Annotated in this window: 17 protein-coding genes; 10 read left to right on the forward strand and 7 right to left on the reverse strand. The window is 55.3% G+C overall.

The window, feature by feature from the left end:
• Positions 1–59 precede the first annotated feature (59 nt).
• Positions 60–326 (forward strand): 30S ribosomal protein S20, encoded by a 267-nt coding sequence (gene rpsT, locus R0135_RS09485; protein WP_407346576.1) that lies wholly within the window; start codon positions 60–62, stop codon positions 324–326.
• A gap of 151 nt (positions 327–477) precedes the next feature.
• Here rpsT and R0135_RS09490 read toward each other — a convergent pair whose 3' ends face one another.
• Together R0135_RS09490 and R0135_RS09495 are read right to left on the reverse strand one after the other, a co-directional pair.
• The gene (locus tag R0135_RS09490; protein ID WP_407346577.1) at positions 478–1,017 is read right to left on the reverse strand and encodes a YSC84-related protein; all 540 of its coding nucleotides are present in this window, start codon (positions 1,015–1,017) and stop codon (positions 478–480) included.
• Positions 1,018–1,142: 125 nt separating this feature from the next.
• Positions 1,143–2,327: a ferritin-like domain-containing protein gene (locus tag R0135_RS09495; protein ID WP_407346578.1), complete on the reverse strand. Its 1,185-nt coding sequence runs from the start codon at positions 2,325–2,327 to the stop codon at positions 1,143–1,145.
• Between the two features lie 112 nt (positions 2,328–2,439).
• On the opposite strand from R0135_RS09495, the gene R0135_RS09500 reads away from it, so the two are divergent.
• From R0135_RS09500 to R0135_RS09510, 3 genes are read left to right on the forward strand one after another with little or no spacing between them, the layout of a single operon-like run.
• Entirely contained in the window at positions 2,440–3,450 is a 1,011-nt protein-coding gene (locus tag R0135_RS09500) for an AraC family transcriptional regulator (protein ID WP_407346579.1), read from the forward strand.
• A complete protein-coding gene (locus tag R0135_RS09505) occupies positions 3,447–4,517 on the forward strand; it encodes a patatin-like phospholipase family protein (RefSeq protein WP_407346580.1) in 1,071 nt (356 codons plus the stop codon). Before R0135_RS09500 ends, R0135_RS09505 begins: the two co-directional genes overlap by 4 nt.
• Positions 4,518–4,520: 3 nt before the next feature.
• Positions 4,521–5,951 carry an MFS transporter gene (locus R0135_RS09510; protein WP_407346582.1) on the forward strand — a complete coding sequence of 477 codons (1,431 nt, stop codon included), beginning with the start codon at positions 4,521–4,523 and terminating at the stop codon, positions 5,949–5,951.
• Positions 5,952–6,026: 75 nt separating this feature from the next.
• Here R0135_RS09510 and R0135_RS09515 read toward each other — a convergent pair whose 3' ends face one another.
• The 4 genes from R0135_RS09515 to R0135_RS09530 form a co-directional block, all read right to left on the reverse strand.
• Positions 6,027–8,231 carry a molybdopterin-dependent oxidoreductase gene (locus R0135_RS09515; RefSeq protein WP_407346583.1) on the reverse strand — a complete coding sequence of 735 codons (2,205 nt, stop codon included), beginning with the start codon at positions 8,229–8,231 and terminating at the stop codon, positions 6,027–6,029.
• Positions 8,232–8,257: 26 nt separating this feature from the next.
• Positions 8,258–8,884 carry a TetR/AcrR family transcriptional regulator gene (locus tag R0135_RS09520; RefSeq protein ID WP_407346584.1) on the reverse strand — a complete coding sequence of 209 codons (627 nt, stop codon included), beginning with the start codon at positions 8,882–8,884 and terminating at the stop codon, positions 8,258–8,260.
• A gap of 146 nt (positions 8,885–9,030) precedes the next feature.
• Positions 9,031–9,306: a polyhydroxyalkanoic acid system family protein gene (locus tag R0135_RS09525; protein WP_407346585.1), complete on the reverse strand. Its 276-nt coding sequence runs from the start codon at positions 9,304–9,306 to the stop codon at positions 9,031–9,033.
• Positions 9,307–9,342: 36 nt separating this feature from the next.
• Positions 9,343–10,218: a DMT family transporter gene (locus tag R0135_RS09530; protein WP_407346586.1), complete on the reverse strand. Its 876-nt coding sequence runs from the start codon at positions 10,216–10,218 to the stop codon at positions 9,343–9,345.
• A gap of 38 nt (positions 10,219–10,256) precedes the next feature.
• On the opposite strand from R0135_RS09530, the gene hslO reads away from it, so the two are divergent.
• From hslO to R0135_RS09555, 5 genes are all read left to right on the forward strand, one after another.
• A complete protein-coding gene (gene hslO, locus R0135_RS09535) occupies positions 10,257–11,195 on the forward strand; it encodes an Hsp33 family molecular chaperone HslO (RefSeq protein WP_407346587.1) in 939 nt (312 codons plus the stop codon).
• A gap of 196 nt (positions 11,196–11,391) precedes the next feature.
• Positions 11,392–12,954 (forward strand): phosphoenolpyruvate carboxykinase, encoded by a 1,563-nt coding sequence (locus tag R0135_RS09540; RefSeq protein WP_407346588.1) that lies wholly within the window; start codon positions 11,392–11,394, stop codon positions 12,952–12,954.
• A gap of 414 nt (positions 12,955–13,368) precedes the next feature.
• The gene (locus R0135_RS09545) at positions 13,369–13,833 is read left to right on the forward strand and encodes a hypothetical protein (RefSeq protein ID WP_407346589.1); all 465 of its coding nucleotides are present in this window, start codon (positions 13,369–13,371) and stop codon (positions 13,831–13,833) included.
• Between the two features lie 643 nt (positions 13,834–14,476).
• Positions 14,477–14,989, forward strand: a complete 513-nt coding sequence (locus tag R0135_RS09550) for a phasin family protein (protein ID WP_407346590.1) — start codon at positions 14,477–14,479, stop codon at positions 14,987–14,989.
• A gap of 17 nt (positions 14,990–15,006) precedes the next feature.
• On the forward strand, positions 15,007–15,666 hold the full coding sequence (locus R0135_RS09555; protein ID WP_407346591.1) for a TetR/AcrR family transcriptional regulator: 660 nt from the start codon (positions 15,007–15,009) through the stop codon (positions 15,664–15,666).
• Here R0135_RS09555 and R0135_RS09560 read toward each other — a convergent pair.
• On the reverse strand, positions 15,663–16,331 hold the full coding sequence (locus R0135_RS09560) for a class I SAM-dependent methyltransferase (protein ID WP_407346592.1): 669 nt from the start codon (positions 16,329–16,331) through the stop codon (positions 15,663–15,665). The genes R0135_RS09555 and R0135_RS09560 overlap by 4 nt on opposite strands.
• Before the next feature lie 123 nt (positions 16,332–16,454).
• Between R0135_RS09560 and R0135_RS09565 the strand changes: the two genes are divergently transcribed.
• The gene (locus R0135_RS09565; RefSeq protein WP_407346593.1) at positions 16,455–16,934 is read left to right on the forward strand and encodes a peroxiredoxin; all 480 of its coding nucleotides are present in this window, start codon (positions 16,455–16,457) and stop codon (positions 16,932–16,934) included.
• The last annotated feature ends 5 nt before the right edge of the window (positions 16,935–16,939 follow it).

The following is a 16,939-nucleotide window of genomic DNA, read 5'->3' on the forward strand; positions in this document are numbered from 1 at the left end:
GCAGAATCCGCCCTCCAAAAATTTCCATTTACCTGTTTCATTATTTAGAGGAGTCCTAAGTGGCTAACTCACCCCAAGCACGCAAGCGCGCCCGTCAGTCTGAGAAGCGTCGATCACACAACGCCAGCCTCCGTTCGCTCGTTCGTACCAATATCAAGAACGTTCTGGCCGCAGTAAAAAGTGGCGATGCAGAGCAAGCTCAAGCAGCCTACACCAAGGCTGTGCCTGTAATTGACCGCATGGCGGACAAAGGCATCATCCACAAAAATAAGGCTGCACGACATAAGAGCCGACTGAATGCCCAGGTCAAAGCGCTCGCTGCGTAACACCCGCAGTAAATAGCGTAAAAAAGCCGGCTTTGACGCCGGCTTTTTTGTGCCTGATTCTTACCCGCTTCAGTCCAATCTATAACTGCATCGCCAAGATACAGCGCTAGAACTTAAGAAACCGGGCCCAGGCACCGTCTCTCCTTAGGAATTATTCGGCAGCATCTACCGAGAACTTCTGCCCACCAACGGAAGCCTCGTACATCAAGCCGCCCTTAGCACGAGTGAAGATGGCAACGCCGTTAGAGTAATTCGCATCAGCTGAGGCGCCCACTGTGACAGCTACCGCCGACGCCTGAGCCCCAAGCTCGTAATTGCCGCCTTTAAAGTGTGCGAGAGCTTCACCGTTCTCAAAAAATAGGAACTCGCTGTAAGCCTGCCCACCCCACTGAAAACCAATAGTTAACTGCGTAAGCGTCACGATTGCCGTGGCTTTGCCGCCCTCAAAGAGCAAACCTTTGCCTCGAGCGCCCCCAATACCGAAACCGGCCTTACCGACGGTCGGGATCACAACATAAGCAGCTGCCGTATCAAAAAAGACCCGCATACTCGGATCGTCGGCCAGCAGCTCGGATTTAGCGGTTGCGGCCCCTTCTTCGAGCTTGCCGACCTCCCGTGGATCCCAGGCGGAGGCTGACACGCTAATTACCAGGGCGGCGAAGGCTGCGCAAATTCGTGTAGTGAAATTCATGTTTTCATCCTTTTTTATGCGTTGTTTTTAAGTAGTGAGCCAACGCGGAGAATATACCCCGTATCTGAAAAATAAAAAGCCGGCTCTCGCCGGCTTTGCATCACTTTTTCGCTTGTGCCCGGGGCTCAAGCAGCAGAAGCGGACTCTTCCTGGGCAGCATGCACTTTCTGAAACTCAGCGAGCATGCTCTGCTCGTGTGACTGCGCCTCCTGGGTGTCAAGAGGACGCTCTAATGCGCTCCAGTTGATGTCGCCATCAGTTGCCAGATTCTCAAACTCCAGGATGCCTAACTCCTCAAACTTGGGCCGAATCTTGTCCGTGAGCAATCCGATTCTGTTCAGGTTGGGTATCACGCGTTGAAACAACAGATTTCGGAAGGTCGACATAACAAAACCCTCCATTACCTTTTTGCGCGCCTCTTCTACGTCCCAGCCAAAGTGACGAAAGACATCCGTTGCCACAAGCCGTTCGCGACTAATCACACAGGCCTCGTAGGCAAATTGCGCGCGCTCTTCGATCTCTTCCTCGGACAGGGTCTTCAGAAAGTCCTCTAGATAGTTCACTCCAAAAGTGACGTGTCGCGCCTCGTCACGAGTGACCAGATACACCACATCCTTGAGTACCGGATCCGGCGTTGTCTCTCGCGTAGTATTGAACGCAGAGAGTGCCAGTCCTTCGATTACGATCTGCATACCAATAAACTTGAGATCCCAACGGGGGTCGGTGAGAATTTTGTCGATGATGCTCTTTAGATGCGTATTAATCGGGTACATCACCCCAATGCGCTTCTGCAGGTATTTGTTAAACACCTCTACGTGGCGTGCCTCGTCAAACGTCTGTGAACCGGCATACAGCTTTGCGCTTAGCGTGGGCGCGCAGGAGCACAGCTGGGATGCAACCAGAAGAGCCCCCTGCTCACCATGTAAGAACTGCGACAAACTCCAGGCATTCATGTGCAGCCAGAATTCATCCTTGGTCTTCTCATCCATGGCCAGGTACGGCTCATAGTCATGAAGATTCATAAGTTCGGGAGAGCGAACCTCCTCAGGCCAGGGTCGATCCCAATCAATGTCCATCTCGGGATCCCAGTTCAATTGCTTACCCAAATCGTAGAGCTTCTTGATGCGGTCATCCTGCACCGAGTAGTCCCAGTTGTAGGATCCGGTCAACGGCGTCTGGAAAATCTCAGCGATGTGGTCCACCTGCGAATCGGTCAGCAAATCCTCCAGATCAGGGTTCTCGCGGGGGTAATCTGCACCTGCGTATTGCTGGATCTTGCGTGGAGTCTGCTCTTCCCACTGTATTTTCATAGTATTGACTCTCTGGTTCGGTATTTAGGGCAGTCATCAATATCGTTCACAACCGCAAAACGGACAAGGTAGCTTCTTGTCAAAATAAGGTCATTTGTGGCCAAATCAAGGTATGAGTAGCAGCACACCCGCACCCTACGTACTTATTCTTATCGACCTCGCCGTTGAAGCCGGGGTCGATCAGGACGAACTACTGCGTGGCTGCTCTCTAGCTGGCGTAGGTATGCAAGAGATTGGAGCCCGCGTCAGAGATGACGATTTTCGAACGCTTGTAGACAACACCCTGCGCCTCACCGGCGATCCGGCCCTTGGCCTGCGCCTGGGTAAACGATTGAACCTGAGTGCTCACGCCGTTCTGGGGCAGGCCTTTATGACCTGTCGAAACCTCGCTGAGGTTATCCAGCTATTTGAGCGCTACTATCATCTGCTGGCTCCCGATCTTGTTCTGGAGTTTCACTATGGCAGTGACCGGCTGAGTATTAGTTCGCCCAATACGGAGGCCTATCTTCCTCTCACCTTTGGTCTGGAATGCATCGCTGCGGCCATGCGTAATACCTTGAGCGGTTTACTGGGCGACAAGCAATTTCCCCTGCGCTTTGAGTTCCCCTACCCCAAACCCGAGTATCTAGCGGTGTACCAGGAGATACTCGGCAATGACCTGCATTTTGATTGTGACCGCGCGACCTGGAGCTTTCCCTCAGAATTACTCAACACCGAACTACCCAGCTCCAACCCGGCACTAAGACAACTGTATGAAGCCGAGTGCGCAAGACTCCTCGCAGACCTCAGTGACAGCGCGAACATTCCCGAACAAACGCTCAGCCTTCTGAGAAAACTCGAGGGGCAATACCCCAAAATGCCTCAGGTGGCCGCGATGCTTAATATGAGCCCTCGCACCTACCGTCGTCGGCTGATGGACGAAGGGCTAGGCTTCCAGGAACTTCTGGACCAGGTGCGAGCGGAGCACGCGACCCGTTATCTTCGTGAACGTCGACTGCCCATCGCCAGTATCGCCTATCAACTGGGCTTCAATGATCCCTCCAACTTTCGCCGTGCTTATCGTCGCTGGACCGGCAACACGCCCGGCGCTGTGCGCAGCGCAGCCTTACAGGAGTCCCCATGAGCGCTCGTCCGCTCAGTATTTTTCTGGGCCGCAATGCGGCGCGCCGGATTGCCGATCAGGGCTGGGCCGGGCAGGACATTTCGCTACTGCTGGGTGCTTCCGGTGGCCCCAAATGGTTGATCCTCGGCCATCTCGACAGGCTTCTCTTTGGCGGTTTTCTTATGCGCGGTCGAACCCAGGCCCTGCAGGCCGTAGGGTCCTCCATTGGCTCCTGGCGTCACGCCTGTCTGGCGCAAAAAGATGCGGTTGCAGCGCTGGATCGCTTTGAAGACATTTATGTGAACTGGGATTACAGCGAACGCCCGGATATTCATGAAATCAGCGCTGCAAGTATCGCAATGCTGGAGCATATTTTTGGAGACAGCGGGGCAAGCTCACTGATCAATCACCCGCTGCTGCACAGCTACGTGGTCACCGCAAGAGGCCGGGGTCTGAACTCCTCTGGGCACCGCGCGGGGCTCGCTCTGGGTATGGGCAGCGCCGCCATCGCCAACAGCTTACATCGAAATCTGCTGGCCTCGCAGTTCCAGCGAGTCATGTTTACCAGTGCAGCAGCGCCCCCTCTGCCTTTTGAGGATTTCAACAGCGCTCAGATTACTTTGCAGCCCGACACGGTTGCCAGAGCTCTGCATGCCAGTGGCTCGATTCCCTTTTTACTCGCCGGAGAGCGCGATATTCCCCAGGCTCCCCCTGGCCACTACTGGGACGGCGGGATCATTGACTATCATTTTGATCTCAAGGCGCTGGCACTGCAGCCGCTTATTTTGTACCCGCATTTTCGCGGCGACCTGACCACGGGATGGTTCGACAAATTTTTGCCCTGGCGTCGCCAGCGTTCGCCGGTCGCAGACAATTTGATACTTATCTGCCCAAGCGAAGATTTCATCGCCTCGTTACCGGACGGGAAAATTCCCGATCGCAGCGATTTTACGCGCATGCAACCAAAAGAAAGGCTACGCTATTGGCAGGCCTGCATCGAACGCAGCAAGGAGTTGGCAGATGATTTTCAGCGCCAACTCGATAACCCGAATCCTTTAGCTGATATTCACCTTCTCGGTAGTTCTTAAAGCATGGCTGCACTCCTTACCCTGACATCATTATTACTTTCGGTCGCCTTATTGCTAGTGGGCCACGGCATGCAGTTAACCCTATTGCCCCTGCGAGCTGCAGCACTTGGCCATAGTGACCTACAGATTGCTCTGGGAGGCTCGGCGTACTTTCTGGGTTTTATTGCCGGCTGCCTGGTGGTACCGCGACTCATTGCGCGGGCCGGTCACATACGGAGTTTTGCGGTGCTGGCCAGCGCCATGACCAGCGTGCTCCTGGTTCTTGGATTGAGCGACGACTGGTGGATCTGGGCTGGGCTGCGGTTTGCCATCGGCTTTTTTATCTGCGGTCTTTACAGTGTTATCGAGAGCTGGCTCAACGATCAGGCCACCGAGGAAAACCGGGGGCAGGTGCTCTCGATCTACACCTTTCTGGTTCTCATTTCTATGGCGCTCGGACAACAGCTGATCAACGCATCGCCGATCGCCAGCTCCACACCGTTTATGGTGCTCGCGGCGATCATTGCCCTGTCTACAATCCCCGTGAGTATGACGCGCAAACTTGCGCCAGCACCCATCGAGTCCACCCGTACACGCATTCGCTTACTGCTTTCGCGTTCACCGCTGGCGGTCACCGGCGCGCTCCTGTCCGGGGCGGTGACCGGGGCTTTCTGGACCCTGGGAGCCGTTTTTGCAAGGCGCAGCCTGGACAGCCTTTCCGAAACGACACTGTTTATGTCTGCGGCCATTTTCGGTGGTGCACTGCTGCAATATCCCTTTGGCTGGCTGTCTGATCGCGTGGGTCGGCAAAACACCATGCTGTTACTGGTATGTCTGGCAGCGCTGAGCAGCGCCAGCGTAGCTCTGGCGACGACCACCGAGATGCTGCTTGGCGCTATTTTCTTTTTTGGCGCTACGACCATGCCGATCTACTCCATGGCACTGGCTACAGCGGCGGACAACTCTCTAAGGCACGAGTTTGTGGAGGTCGGCACTTCAGTACTGCTACTCAACGCCGTCGGAGCGGTATTAGCGCCTCTGGCCCTGGGACAGCTGATGGAGATGGGAGATCCGAGCTGGTTATTCTGGGGATGCTCAGGGCTTTCTGTGCTCGCAGCCCTGGTTGTACTTGGTCAACGTGGACGCACGGCAACGGTAGACGACGTAGTGCCCTTCTCCGCCGCGGCGTCAGATATGGCGCCCACCAGTTTTGATATGGATCCACGAGCGCCAGAGGATGCCGAGGGCGACTTAGCGCCTGCTGAAGAAACCCTGTCCGTGCTTGATAGTCTCGATGAGAGCTCCGCGCAGGAGCCTCAAAAGGTTGACGACCAACCGGTGGGGATCGGTCTTAGATTTCGGGATGATCAAGCTCAGGATCAGGAGGAGTCTCCCCTATCAGGCGCCGCAGCAGCACCGTCGCCATCCGATCCCAAAAGCCCGGATCCTTCTTAAACGTCCGGTTGGCCAGCTTTGTTAAAAGACGCTGCCGGACATCGCCAGACCATTCTTGAAGCCTTGCCATAGCACTCACCCCGCCAGTACCTGCTCTGACATTCCCGCCGGGGGCTCCGCCAACTTTACGATACGCCCGGGGAAGCCCTTGAAGTGCGGAATCCCCTGCTCGTAATCCAAAAATTCGGGATCATCGGGGCACAGTACGGCGTCACTACTGATAAACGCACCGGCAAGTTTTGCGTTGCCCCGCATCTCCGGATACCACCATCCATGAGGCACTCGTATATGCCCGGCTTTCATGGATTCCTTGACTAAAACCTTGGCAGTGACCTCACCGGTACTGGTTTGCAGCTTCACCCAGTCATGATCGACGATACCCTCCCGCTCGGCGTCGGACGGATGCATAAATAGTTTGGGTGAGGGCATTCGATCCCGTAGGACTTTAACCTGTCGCTGCCCGGTCTGAAAAAAGGCATCTTCGCGGACACCCGTAAACACGTTGTAAGGATATTCAGCACTCACTGCCGGCCCCTCTCGATAATAGGGCAATGGATCAAAGCCCAGCTCTTCGAGCACGCTGGATTTGAGCTCCACTTTGCCTGAGGGCGTGGCAAACCCGGTCTTGCGATACTTGCGGTACTGGGGCGGCTCTATGTACATGTAGTTAGCATCAGCAAATTCGGCGAAAGTTTTGCCCGACGGCGAGAGTCGGTAATCGAGAACTTCCTCAATACTGTTCCAGGGAAACAGTTCTCCAAAGCCAAAGCTATGCCCAAGATCGCGCCAAAACTGAAAGGTACTGCTGGCCTCCGGCGGTGGCTCCACAGCCTTCTGGGACAAGGTCATGCCCAGCTTCCAGTTCCAGTAATCAGAGATGTGGTTACGCTCACTGAAAACATCACCCGGCAACACGTAATCGGCCAACATAGCCGTGGGCGTCATGAATATATCGTGGACGACAATCAGCTCCTGATTAAGCATCGCCTTGAGTATTTGATGCTGATTGGGATAGCTCATCAAGGCGTTGTTGCCCAGAACAAAAAACGCTTTTACCGGATAAGGTTTTTCCGTTGCCATCGCCCGAAAGGTAGCGCTGGGGTTGGCCATGTAGCAACCCATGACAATGTCGGCATAGCCGTAACCATAGACACGCTCAGTATGCTCCGAGAGCATTTCCTGAGCCCGATAGGTGTAGGCAGGATGCAGGTCCGCGCCGAGCTGCTTTGCCTTTTGCTCAGCGCTGAGCATTTCGTGGTTACCAAGCCGGGACTCAGGAATATAGTTGGGATCGAAACCGCTGAAAACCTCGCCCCCCGGCACGTCAATATTACCGGTAAGGGCCCGCAAAATACTCTGCAATCTGATTGCTGATGTCGAAGAAATCTGCATATCGGTAATGGGAGTCCAGGGGATGCAGGCGCTCTCGGCCGTGGCATAGAGTCGTGCCGCCTCGGCAATCGAGCTAGCGTCAACGCCGGTAATCTGTGCAACGCGCTCCAGTGGGTACTCATTCACCCGCTCGCACAGTTCCTCAAAGCCGAGCGTGTACTCAGCCACAAATTCCTTGTCGTACAGCTCTTCATTAATGATCACGTTGAGCCAACCCAGACACATCGCGGCGTCAGTGCCCGAACGCAGGCTCAGATGCATATCAGCCACCTCGGCCTGCTCCGATACTCGCGGATCCAACACAATCACCTTGGCGCCATTAGCCCGGGCCTGATTGATCATGTTAAATATGGGAGTCCAGCTGTGTTTGCGGGGGTTATGGCCAAACAACACAATGCATTTGGAGTTCGGTATATCCGCAAAGGGAAACCAGCCATAAGTGAACTTGTTGACCGCCGCAGTATTGCCCGCGCACAGAGAAACACCGCTAATGTAGTTAGGCGTGCCCAGGGCGTTCATAAAGCGACGATCCATGCTGTGTGTCGTCTGGGTATTCCACCCCGACGTCGAGACCGCAAGAGACTCGGGACCATACTGATCAACGATAGTTTTAAGACGCTCGGCAATTTCGCTCATTGCCTGCTCGTAACTAATCTCCTCCCACTGATCATCGCCCCGTTCCCCCACACGTTTCAGCGGCTTGCTAAGCCGATCGGAATGATTGTGGATATGTGCTGCCGCCGTGCCCTTGTAACAAACGTTTCTGGCCAACGCCGGGTTGTCATGGGCAATCATGCGCTTGAGCTTGCCGTCTTCGGTCTCTGCCCGAAGTTGGCAGCCGATATCGCAAATGGTGCATACCGAATAAATCTGCTGATTCCTGGCCATACTTAACCGCCTGCCCTGAGGGCTTTTTATAAGTTGCTAGCTGTCGTTACCGACAATCGCTGGCCGGATTGAACATCGTAGTCCCGGGCCATTTTTTGCAAGACAGCGAGCACACTTCGCTCATGATCCATAGCATCGCCACCTCCGATGGCTCGCCCCAGACCGATGCCGATCAGAGCCTCACAAATAGTGTGATAAAGCGCCTCACATTCAGCATCGATGCGAACTCCCGAAACGCCTGCAAGCAATGCTTGGGGAGAAAACAACGTCGACCCCAACTCAATGGCGCTGGCTAGGCGCCCGCCGAATTCCGGATCATTGCGAGACGCCAACCACAGCTCAATGACCGCTTTGAACGACGGCTGTGACACCCGCTCGTAAGATTCAAGAACCACCCGCTCCAGGGGACCCAGCGTGGCTTGGAGCTTCACATCGAGCAGGCGCGCGTAGAGCGTCTGCAGCGTTTCCACCAGCAGATCGGCAAAATCGGGGAAGTGGTGATTCAGTGCGCCACGACTTAGCCCTGATCTGCGACAAACCTCAACGCCGCTTGTTTTTGCAAAGCCCAGCTCCACCAGAGCATCCACGGTGCTATCGATCAGCCTCGCTCTGGTAGCCGTGCTTCGAGCGTCATTGAGATTATGGTTTTGCATGGAATTTATTGGCATTCCCGGATATTACATACATACATGTATGCATGTAAATACACTCACCAATGTCTCACCCATGCCCACAGGGCACGTTCGGAATCAAAAGAGGGACGGTGCTATTTTGCAAAGAATCGAGAGCGAGTTCGCTCCTACGATACGTACTCATCAAGGAAGCGCTGCACTTCGCTTCGCAATACGCCCTTAAACGCCGACGCCATGAGCCCGAGTTCCACACTGACCAACACGTCGGCATCACTAAGAGTCAGACGGCCATCTACGCCAGACCCTTTGATGCGCACGGAATCACCCTCCCAGCGCGCACGCACGCCATGGCTACTCTCAAGCTGCTTCGCCAGGCCTTCGGCGGCATCACGCAGCTCAGCTTTGTCCATGCTGTGGGGCTTACGAATCTGAAATCCTGCCACGCGACTCTAACTCCTCATGGTTTTAGCCAGTATAGGTCAGCTGCGGGCGCCGCGCATGGCCAGCCAATTGCCCGCAAGCACGAGGCTCAAGCCCGCGGCAGACCAAAGTGTCCATAGATAGCCCTCAAGAACGCTGGACACTAAAAGCGCCACGATAGGAAACAGCAGGGTCGTATAGGCGGCGCGATCGGGGCCTATGCGCCCGATCAACGAGATGTATGCCCAGAAGGCCAGCACCGTGGCAAAAAAAGCGAGGTAGACCAGGGAAAGTAAGTAATCACGCTGTAACTCCACCGTGATGGGTATATTCAGAAATAGCGCGGCCACGTAGAGCGTACAAGCGCCATAAAACATACCCCAGCTGTTGCAGGTCAAAACCGGAAGCCCTCTGCGCAGGCTACCGGCGGCCACCAGGTTTCCCGCCGATGCGCACAGCGTACCCATAAAACAGAGCGACAATGCCCGCAATCGTGGATCTGACCAGCTGAGTGTTTCCAGCTCCGGGTAGAACAGAGCGGCCATGCCCAACAAACCCATGAGCCCACCGACAATCACCGGTAGACGCAAAGGCATCTTTAGAAACAACGCCCCTCCCAATGCATTCAGAGCGACCATGGTGGAGAAAATCACCGCAATCAATCCTGAGGACAAATCCATCGTCGCGGCATAAATAAATAAATAGTTACAGGAAAAGAGACATAGAGCCTGAAAAAAGATCCGCAGGTGGTTGCGCAGACTCACGCGCACAAAGCCCTGGGTGAGTACTGTCAGGACCGCACAGAAGGCAGCAGCCAGAGCCATGCGATGGGCAATGGACACAAGAGGATCCACCGGCCCCAACTGGTATTTGATAGCAAACCAACTGGTGCCCCAGATCACCACTGTTACGGCGTATAGAAATGCGGTTTGCATGCTAAAAATTGCACATCTGCTCAGAGAAAGGCCGCGGCATGCTAGCACGAGCTTTCTGGTGCATTACACTAGGCACCATGACTACAGCTACCGAACTCTTTGCCATCCGTCACGCCGACGGCAAACGTCGCTTTCTTTTTGAAGATATGGATCTGCGTGGCGAGATTGTGCACCTGGATCAGGTGATTACCGATGTTAGCGCCATTCACAGCTACCCCCCGGGCGTCAGCCGACTGCTGGGAGAATTCATGGTGGCCGCAGTATTGCTGGCCAGTACGCTCAAATTCCGAGGTAGCCTGACGGTTCAGGCACGCAGTGACCGGGAGGTCCCTCTCATCATGGCCGAATGCAGCAGTGAACTCACAGTTCGCGCCATCGCCAGAGGTGCAGAGGCGGCCACTTCAGACGCATTTGAAGCCCTGCTGGGAGGCGGACAGTTGGTGCTCACCGTGACACCCGAGCGCGGCAAGCGCTATCAGGGCATAGTGCCGCTTACCGGAGGCTCCCTGGCAAGCAGTCTCGACAGCTACTTCAGTCAGTCCGAGCAGTTACAAACACGCTTACAACTGAGTAGCGACGGGGAACGTGCAGCAGGGCTGTTACTGCAACAACTGCCGCCCCAGCTGGAGACCAGCGCCGACAACCGCCAGGAGCAATGGGATCGCGCCTGCATGCTTGCCGCAACGCTGAGCCCCCAAGAGCTTATACAATTGGGTGATGCAACACTGCTGCACCGCCTTTATCACGAAGAAGTCATTCGTCTTTTTGATCTGGAGCCGGTCCGTTTTCGCTGCAGTTGCAGCCAGGATCGCACCCTTGCCGCCCTGGCCACCATCGGTGAAAGCGAGATCCGCGACATCCTGATCGAGCAGGGTGCGGTCACTATGGATTGTGAATTCTGCAACCAACGCTATAGCTTTCGCGAGTCGGACCTTCGGGGACTCCTGGGCCCAGACGATGACGCTGCCATTCACTGAGTAAAACTGCGAACTGAAACACTTCTATTCGGTTCACAATCACGGTGCTATTCGCCATAATACGGCCCCCAATCTGAGCGGTAACCCAGCCAATCTGCATGACAGCACCCCCTGCGCCCTTCGCATAGGTGATGAGCAGCAGGTGGTGCAAGTCCTCAGTTCAACGCTCCGACATGACAACACAGGATCCCACTGCATGAGCGCCAGCAACCCCACTCCGCGGGAATACATCGACCTGCAACCGGCCGACTTTATCGAAGAGGCATTGCGTCGTGGCGAAGGCACCCTTACCGATACCGGTGCACTTCTTGTCACAACGGGCAAGCGCACCGGCCGCTCTCCCGGAGACCGATTTATTGTTCGGGAGCCCAGCTGCGAAGACGCAGTCGACTGGGGCAGCGTCAACCGACCCTTTGATGCAGGCAAGTTCGATGCGCTTTGGGAGCGGGTAGAGACCTACCTTAGCGAGCAGGATCGCTTCATTTCTCACCTGCATGTTGGTGCACACAGCGACCACTACCTGCCGCTGCAAGTGACTACGCAGTGGGCATGGCACGGTCTTTTCGGGCGCAATATGTTCATCAAGCCCGAAGAGTACAACCCCGGTCGCAAGCCGGAGTGGTCCGTCATGAACGTCCCGGAGTTCGTGTGCGAACCCGAGCGTGACGGCACGGCCTCTGAAGCAACGGTTATTGTAAACTTTGCTCAGCGTCGCATCCTCATTGCAGGTATGCGCTACGGCGGCGAAATGAAGAAATCCGTATTCTCAGTGCAGAACTTCTTGCTGCCCGAGAAGGACGTGATGAGCATGCACTGCTCCGCCAATGTCGGCGAAGATGGCGACACTACGCTGTTCTTTGGCCTGTCAGGCACCGGCAAGACCACACTGTCGGCAGACCCCGAGCGGTATCTCATCGGCGATGACGAGCACGGCTGGACCCGCGGAGCAGTATTCAATCTCGAGGGCGGCTGCTACGCCAAGACCATCAACCTGAGCCAGAAGAACGAGCCCATTATCTGGGATGCCATTAAGTTCGGCGCTATCGTAGAGAACGTAGTCGTTGACGAACACCGCCACGCTGACTACGACGACACCAGCCTCACCGAGAATGGGCGCTGTTGTTACCCCCTTGCGCATATCCCAAAACGGGTGATGGCCAACGCTGCAGGCGAACCCAAGTGTGTAATCTTTCTGACCTGCGATGTCTCCGGAGTGTTACCCCCGGTTTCCATCCTGTCTAAAGAAGCTGCTGCATTTCACTTTCTCAGCGGCTACACGGCACGTGTGGGCTCCACCGAGGTCGGTGCAGAGGCCGGTATTCACCCGACATTCTCAACCTGTTTTGGGGCTCCTTTTATGCCTCGCCCGGCCAGCGATTATGCCGAGCTGCTAATGAAGCGCGTCGACGAATTTGAGAGTCAGGTGTACCTCGTCAATACGGGCTGGACCGGCGGTTCAGGAGCAGCAGGCGGCTCCGGTGCTCGATTCCCCATTCCAGTTACCCGAGCTGTTATAGCTGCGGCAGAGAGCGGTGCGCTTCTGAATGCCCCTCGTGGCCATCTGGACATACTCAATCTGGATTTCCCCACAGAAATCCCGGGCGTGGAACACAAGTTTGTGAATCCCCGACAGAACTGGGGTGATAGCGCGGCCTACGATGCCCAGGCCAACAAGCTTGCAACGCTGTTTCAGGACAACATTGTCAAGTTTGATGCCTCTGCGGCTATTGTGGCTGCAGGACCCAAGCCTCGCGACTAGACTCAGCAACCCTATCGACTGATCAACGGGCGCTTCGGCGCCCGTTTTCGTGTATGCCTCCTAGACATGAGTCGCGATACGGGCCTTCGCACCGAGTTTCGAAAGTGTGCAAAAGTTCACAGAACAGCAGCGCTGATTAGTATGTTTGTTCTAATTATTTCTCCTACAGTGTCGCTCTCTGGAGATGTGAGTAGTCAGCGCCACGCCAGATAGCAAGTCCAATAAGGCCGACACCGTTCAGCGCAGCAATGTCGCAGCGCTGGCCAACAAGGAGAGAATCTATGATTCCTGTAATTCTCCCTGCTTCAGCCCCCGGATGGCGATGCAGGCGTGACAAAAGTTAAATCGGAGCGCTAGCGCACCGAAACATCTACAAACTGATTGCATATTTTTTAATATTTAGGAGTAAACATCATGGCTGAAGCCAAAAAAGCAGCACCCAAGCGTAAGACCACTGCAAAGACAGCAGCGAAGACCACTGCAAAGCGTAAGCCTGTAGCACGCAAAGTAACTGCTGCTCGCAAAACTGCAGCGAAGAAAACTGTGAGCCTGCAGGGTCGTGTGACCGAAGCAAGCCGCAATGCATTCCTGGCAAGCCTGGGTTTTTACGGCATGGCGTTTGACCAGTTTCAGGGCCAGATCAAAACTGTTGAGTCCGAGCTGACTGCACGTCGCAAGAAAGCTGACAAGCTCTACGCCGACATGGTCAAGCGTGGCCAGAAAGTAGAGAAGCAAGCTAAGAGCGCTATCGACGATATCGATCTGCCAAAGCTGGAAGTTGCGGCTCTGGACCGTGCCAAGCTTGAAGCACAACTGGAAAAGGCTCGTGCACGTTTTGCTGAGCTCAAAGGTTCTGTCGGCTTTAAAGCTGCTGCCTAATTGCCCTAACGGGTTCACTGTCCCCGACCTGGGGATTGTTTTGGGGGTCACGTTGTGACCCCCTTTTTTTTGCTTCATCGCCTGATCCAGAGGGCGTCTTTCTTCCCCTCCACCCCACCGACTTTGTAGACACTCTGGGCAATTCGACCCCGCTTTACTCGAGCTGCTCGCGCATCTCCATCGGCAACTGAGTTTTAAACAACGCGCTCGACGGACGCTCGAGCAAAACGGCGCCGAAGTGCCACCCGTCATCGGGACATATCACAGCCTGTGCTGCGCCCGAATGTAGCACTGACCAGGTGAGGCGGGCGGCAGTCCTGTGAGCGGCCGTCGAGCGCGTCTGGCAGTGCTAAGGCTTTTCTGGAGATGCGCGAGCAGCTCAGAGGACTGCCGTCTGTCTCGCCGACTCAAGGGATCAGTGGGGCCGAACCGCCAAATAGTTCTATGAAGTCTAGGGGCAGCAAAGAGGATCCCGTTAATCCTCTATGCCGCTTTTATTTGCGTCGAATTTGTCTGCTAGACTGACCCGGCAGGTCAGAACAATGCCTATCGCCCGCAACACACAGCCTATCGGTCACACACAGCGCTCGCGCTGACTGAGACCACTGTAGCGGTCGGAAGGCACTAACGCAGAGGAAACACGATGGCAGACGATAAGAACAAAGTTACGGACAAAGCCGGCGAGATCGCGAAAAATATATGGTTGGCCGGGGTTGGCGCTTATGGCCGCGCGGTGGATGAAGCCCAGGGACGTCTGGAAAAAGCCGGAGTTGAACCCCCCAAACTCTTTCGTGAGTTGGTCAAGGCAGGCGCAGCTCTGGAAGATGAGGCACGCGATGCCATCGAAGCTGGCTCTGCAGCGCGCAACTCCGTGGAAGACCGCATCAATCGTGTCCGTGAAAACTTCAACTTACAGCGCCCCGCCCGAGGCGAGGATCTTCTCGCGCTCCACGAAAAAATTGATCGACTTGCCAACCGCGTAGACGCACTCACCGATGCGCTAAGCGCCAGCGGCAGCTTAAAGCCCTCGCGCAAAGCTCCCGCGCGAAAGAAAAAAGCCCCTGCCCGCGCCAAAAAGTCCGCCGCCAAAAAGGCTCCGGCAAAGAAAAAGCCCCAAGTCGCCAAAAAGGCTCCCGCGCGACGAAAAAGCAGTTAAGAACCCTCTGATCGGCGGTGAAAACCCGAGACCGAATCCTCGACACAAGCCTTCGCCTGTTTAATGACGAAGGCGAGGCCCATGCGACGACGATAGATATCGCGGCTGAGCTCGACATCAGCCCGGGAAACCTCTACTACCACTTCAAAGGCAAGGACCAGATCATTGCCGAGTTGTTTGAGCAGTTTCAGCTGGCATTGGGACAAACGCTCAGAGCACCCGTGGAGCAACCGCTCCATGAGCATAAGGGTCGCATCGAGGACAATTGGTACTACTTATACGTGGTGCTTGAGGAGCTTTACCAATACCGGTTTCTCTACCACAACCTCGATGATCTGATGCGACGCTACCCTAAGCTCGTGCGTGGTTTTCGCAGGATTCTCGCGCAAAAACGCGCAGCCTTAAAAGCCATCATCAGCAGCTTGTTTGAACAATCACAAAACCCGGTAACCACGTTGCAAATGGATGCTCTGGTAGAGAATATGACTTTGCAGCTGACTTATTGGCTGAACTACGACCGACTTCTTCACGACGAGAGTGATTCCCAGCGCTGTATTCACCAGGGCGTTTTTCAACTACTCACGATGATCGCTCCCTATCTGGGCGAAGAGCAAATTGATTTTTACCGGGAATGTGAAGTCATTTTTGATGGCATGCTTAAAGCCGCTGATAGCTAAACCGGTACCTTAGCTTCAGCGCTGCCAAGATCTTTCTGCAGAAGGATGACATCGGCACCGACAAAGTCCACGCGGGCATGATGACAATCCGCCCACCACGTCCAGGTCTGGCGGCTAAAGAAGCACACATGGGTCGGATCCCGAATATAGTGCCACCGTGCAAAGGCTTCCTGGCTTTGCACAAGCTTTGTCATCACAGCCAAGTAGCCGCCCGGCAGCAATAAGCGCCACAGCCGCTCCAGAACATCGCCGGGGCGGTGCAAATGCTCCACCACCTCCGTCGCAGTAATGAAATCGTAAGACCCCTGCAGCACCGCCGGATCATCAAAGAAAAAGTGGTCGTACAGAGACATACAGTGCCCGGCTTCGGTGAGCATCGCTGCCAGCGCTGGCCCCGGGCCACACCCAAAGTCCATGCCGACGCTCTGCGCTGCCAATCGCTCGCAAAGCGGATCCGCGAGCCTTGACAAAAACCGTCGGTAGCCCGGATCGTCCGGCTGGTTTTCATGTTGCTGGTAATACGCCAGTTCTTCTGCGCTGGAGACGTAGTCCTTGGGTGACACAAACGCCAGCTCGCAGTTATCGCAGCGCAAGTATTCTCTGCGACGATCACGATGAAAAAAGCGGGGGTCCGGTGAGCCACACAAGGGACAGCATTCAGTCATGATGTTCTGCTACCATCGTCGCCCGTTCCAGATTACGTTGACCAAGAGCGCGCACTTCAAAAATCCAAGCGGCCCGGAACACAGTATCGGGCCACATATTACGCACAGGCAAGGAGAGTACAGATGAGCATTTCCGTTGGAGACAAAATTCCTAGTGGCACGCTGCAGTTTATGGGCGAAAACGGCCCCGCACCGATCAGCACGGACGAGCTGTTTGCCGGCAAGAAAGTTGTGCTCTTCGCTGTGCCCGGCGCTTTTACCCCAGGCTGCTCCATGACTCACCTCCCCGGATATGTTGTCAACGCCGACAAAATCCTGGCTGCAGGCGTCGATACCATCGCCTGTCTGTCAGTTAACGACGCCTTTGTCATGGATGCCTGGGGAAAAGCACAGAACGCCGAGCACATCATGATGCTCGCAGACGGTAACGGCGACTTCACCAAGGCGCTGGATCTGGAGCTGGACGGCCGAGGCTTTGGCATGGGCCTGAGAAGCCAGCGCTACGCAATGATTGTCGAAGACGGCAAGGTTACCGTGCTGAATGTCGAGCCCGGTGCTGGCGTTGATGTCAGCGCGGCCGAAAACATTATGGCAGCCCTGTAAACGCA

Source organism: Congregibacter variabilis (assembly GCF_045689235.1).
Classification (GTDB): Bacteria; Pseudomonadota; Gammaproteobacteria; order Pseudomonadales; family Halieaceae; genus Congregibacter; species Congregibacter variabilis.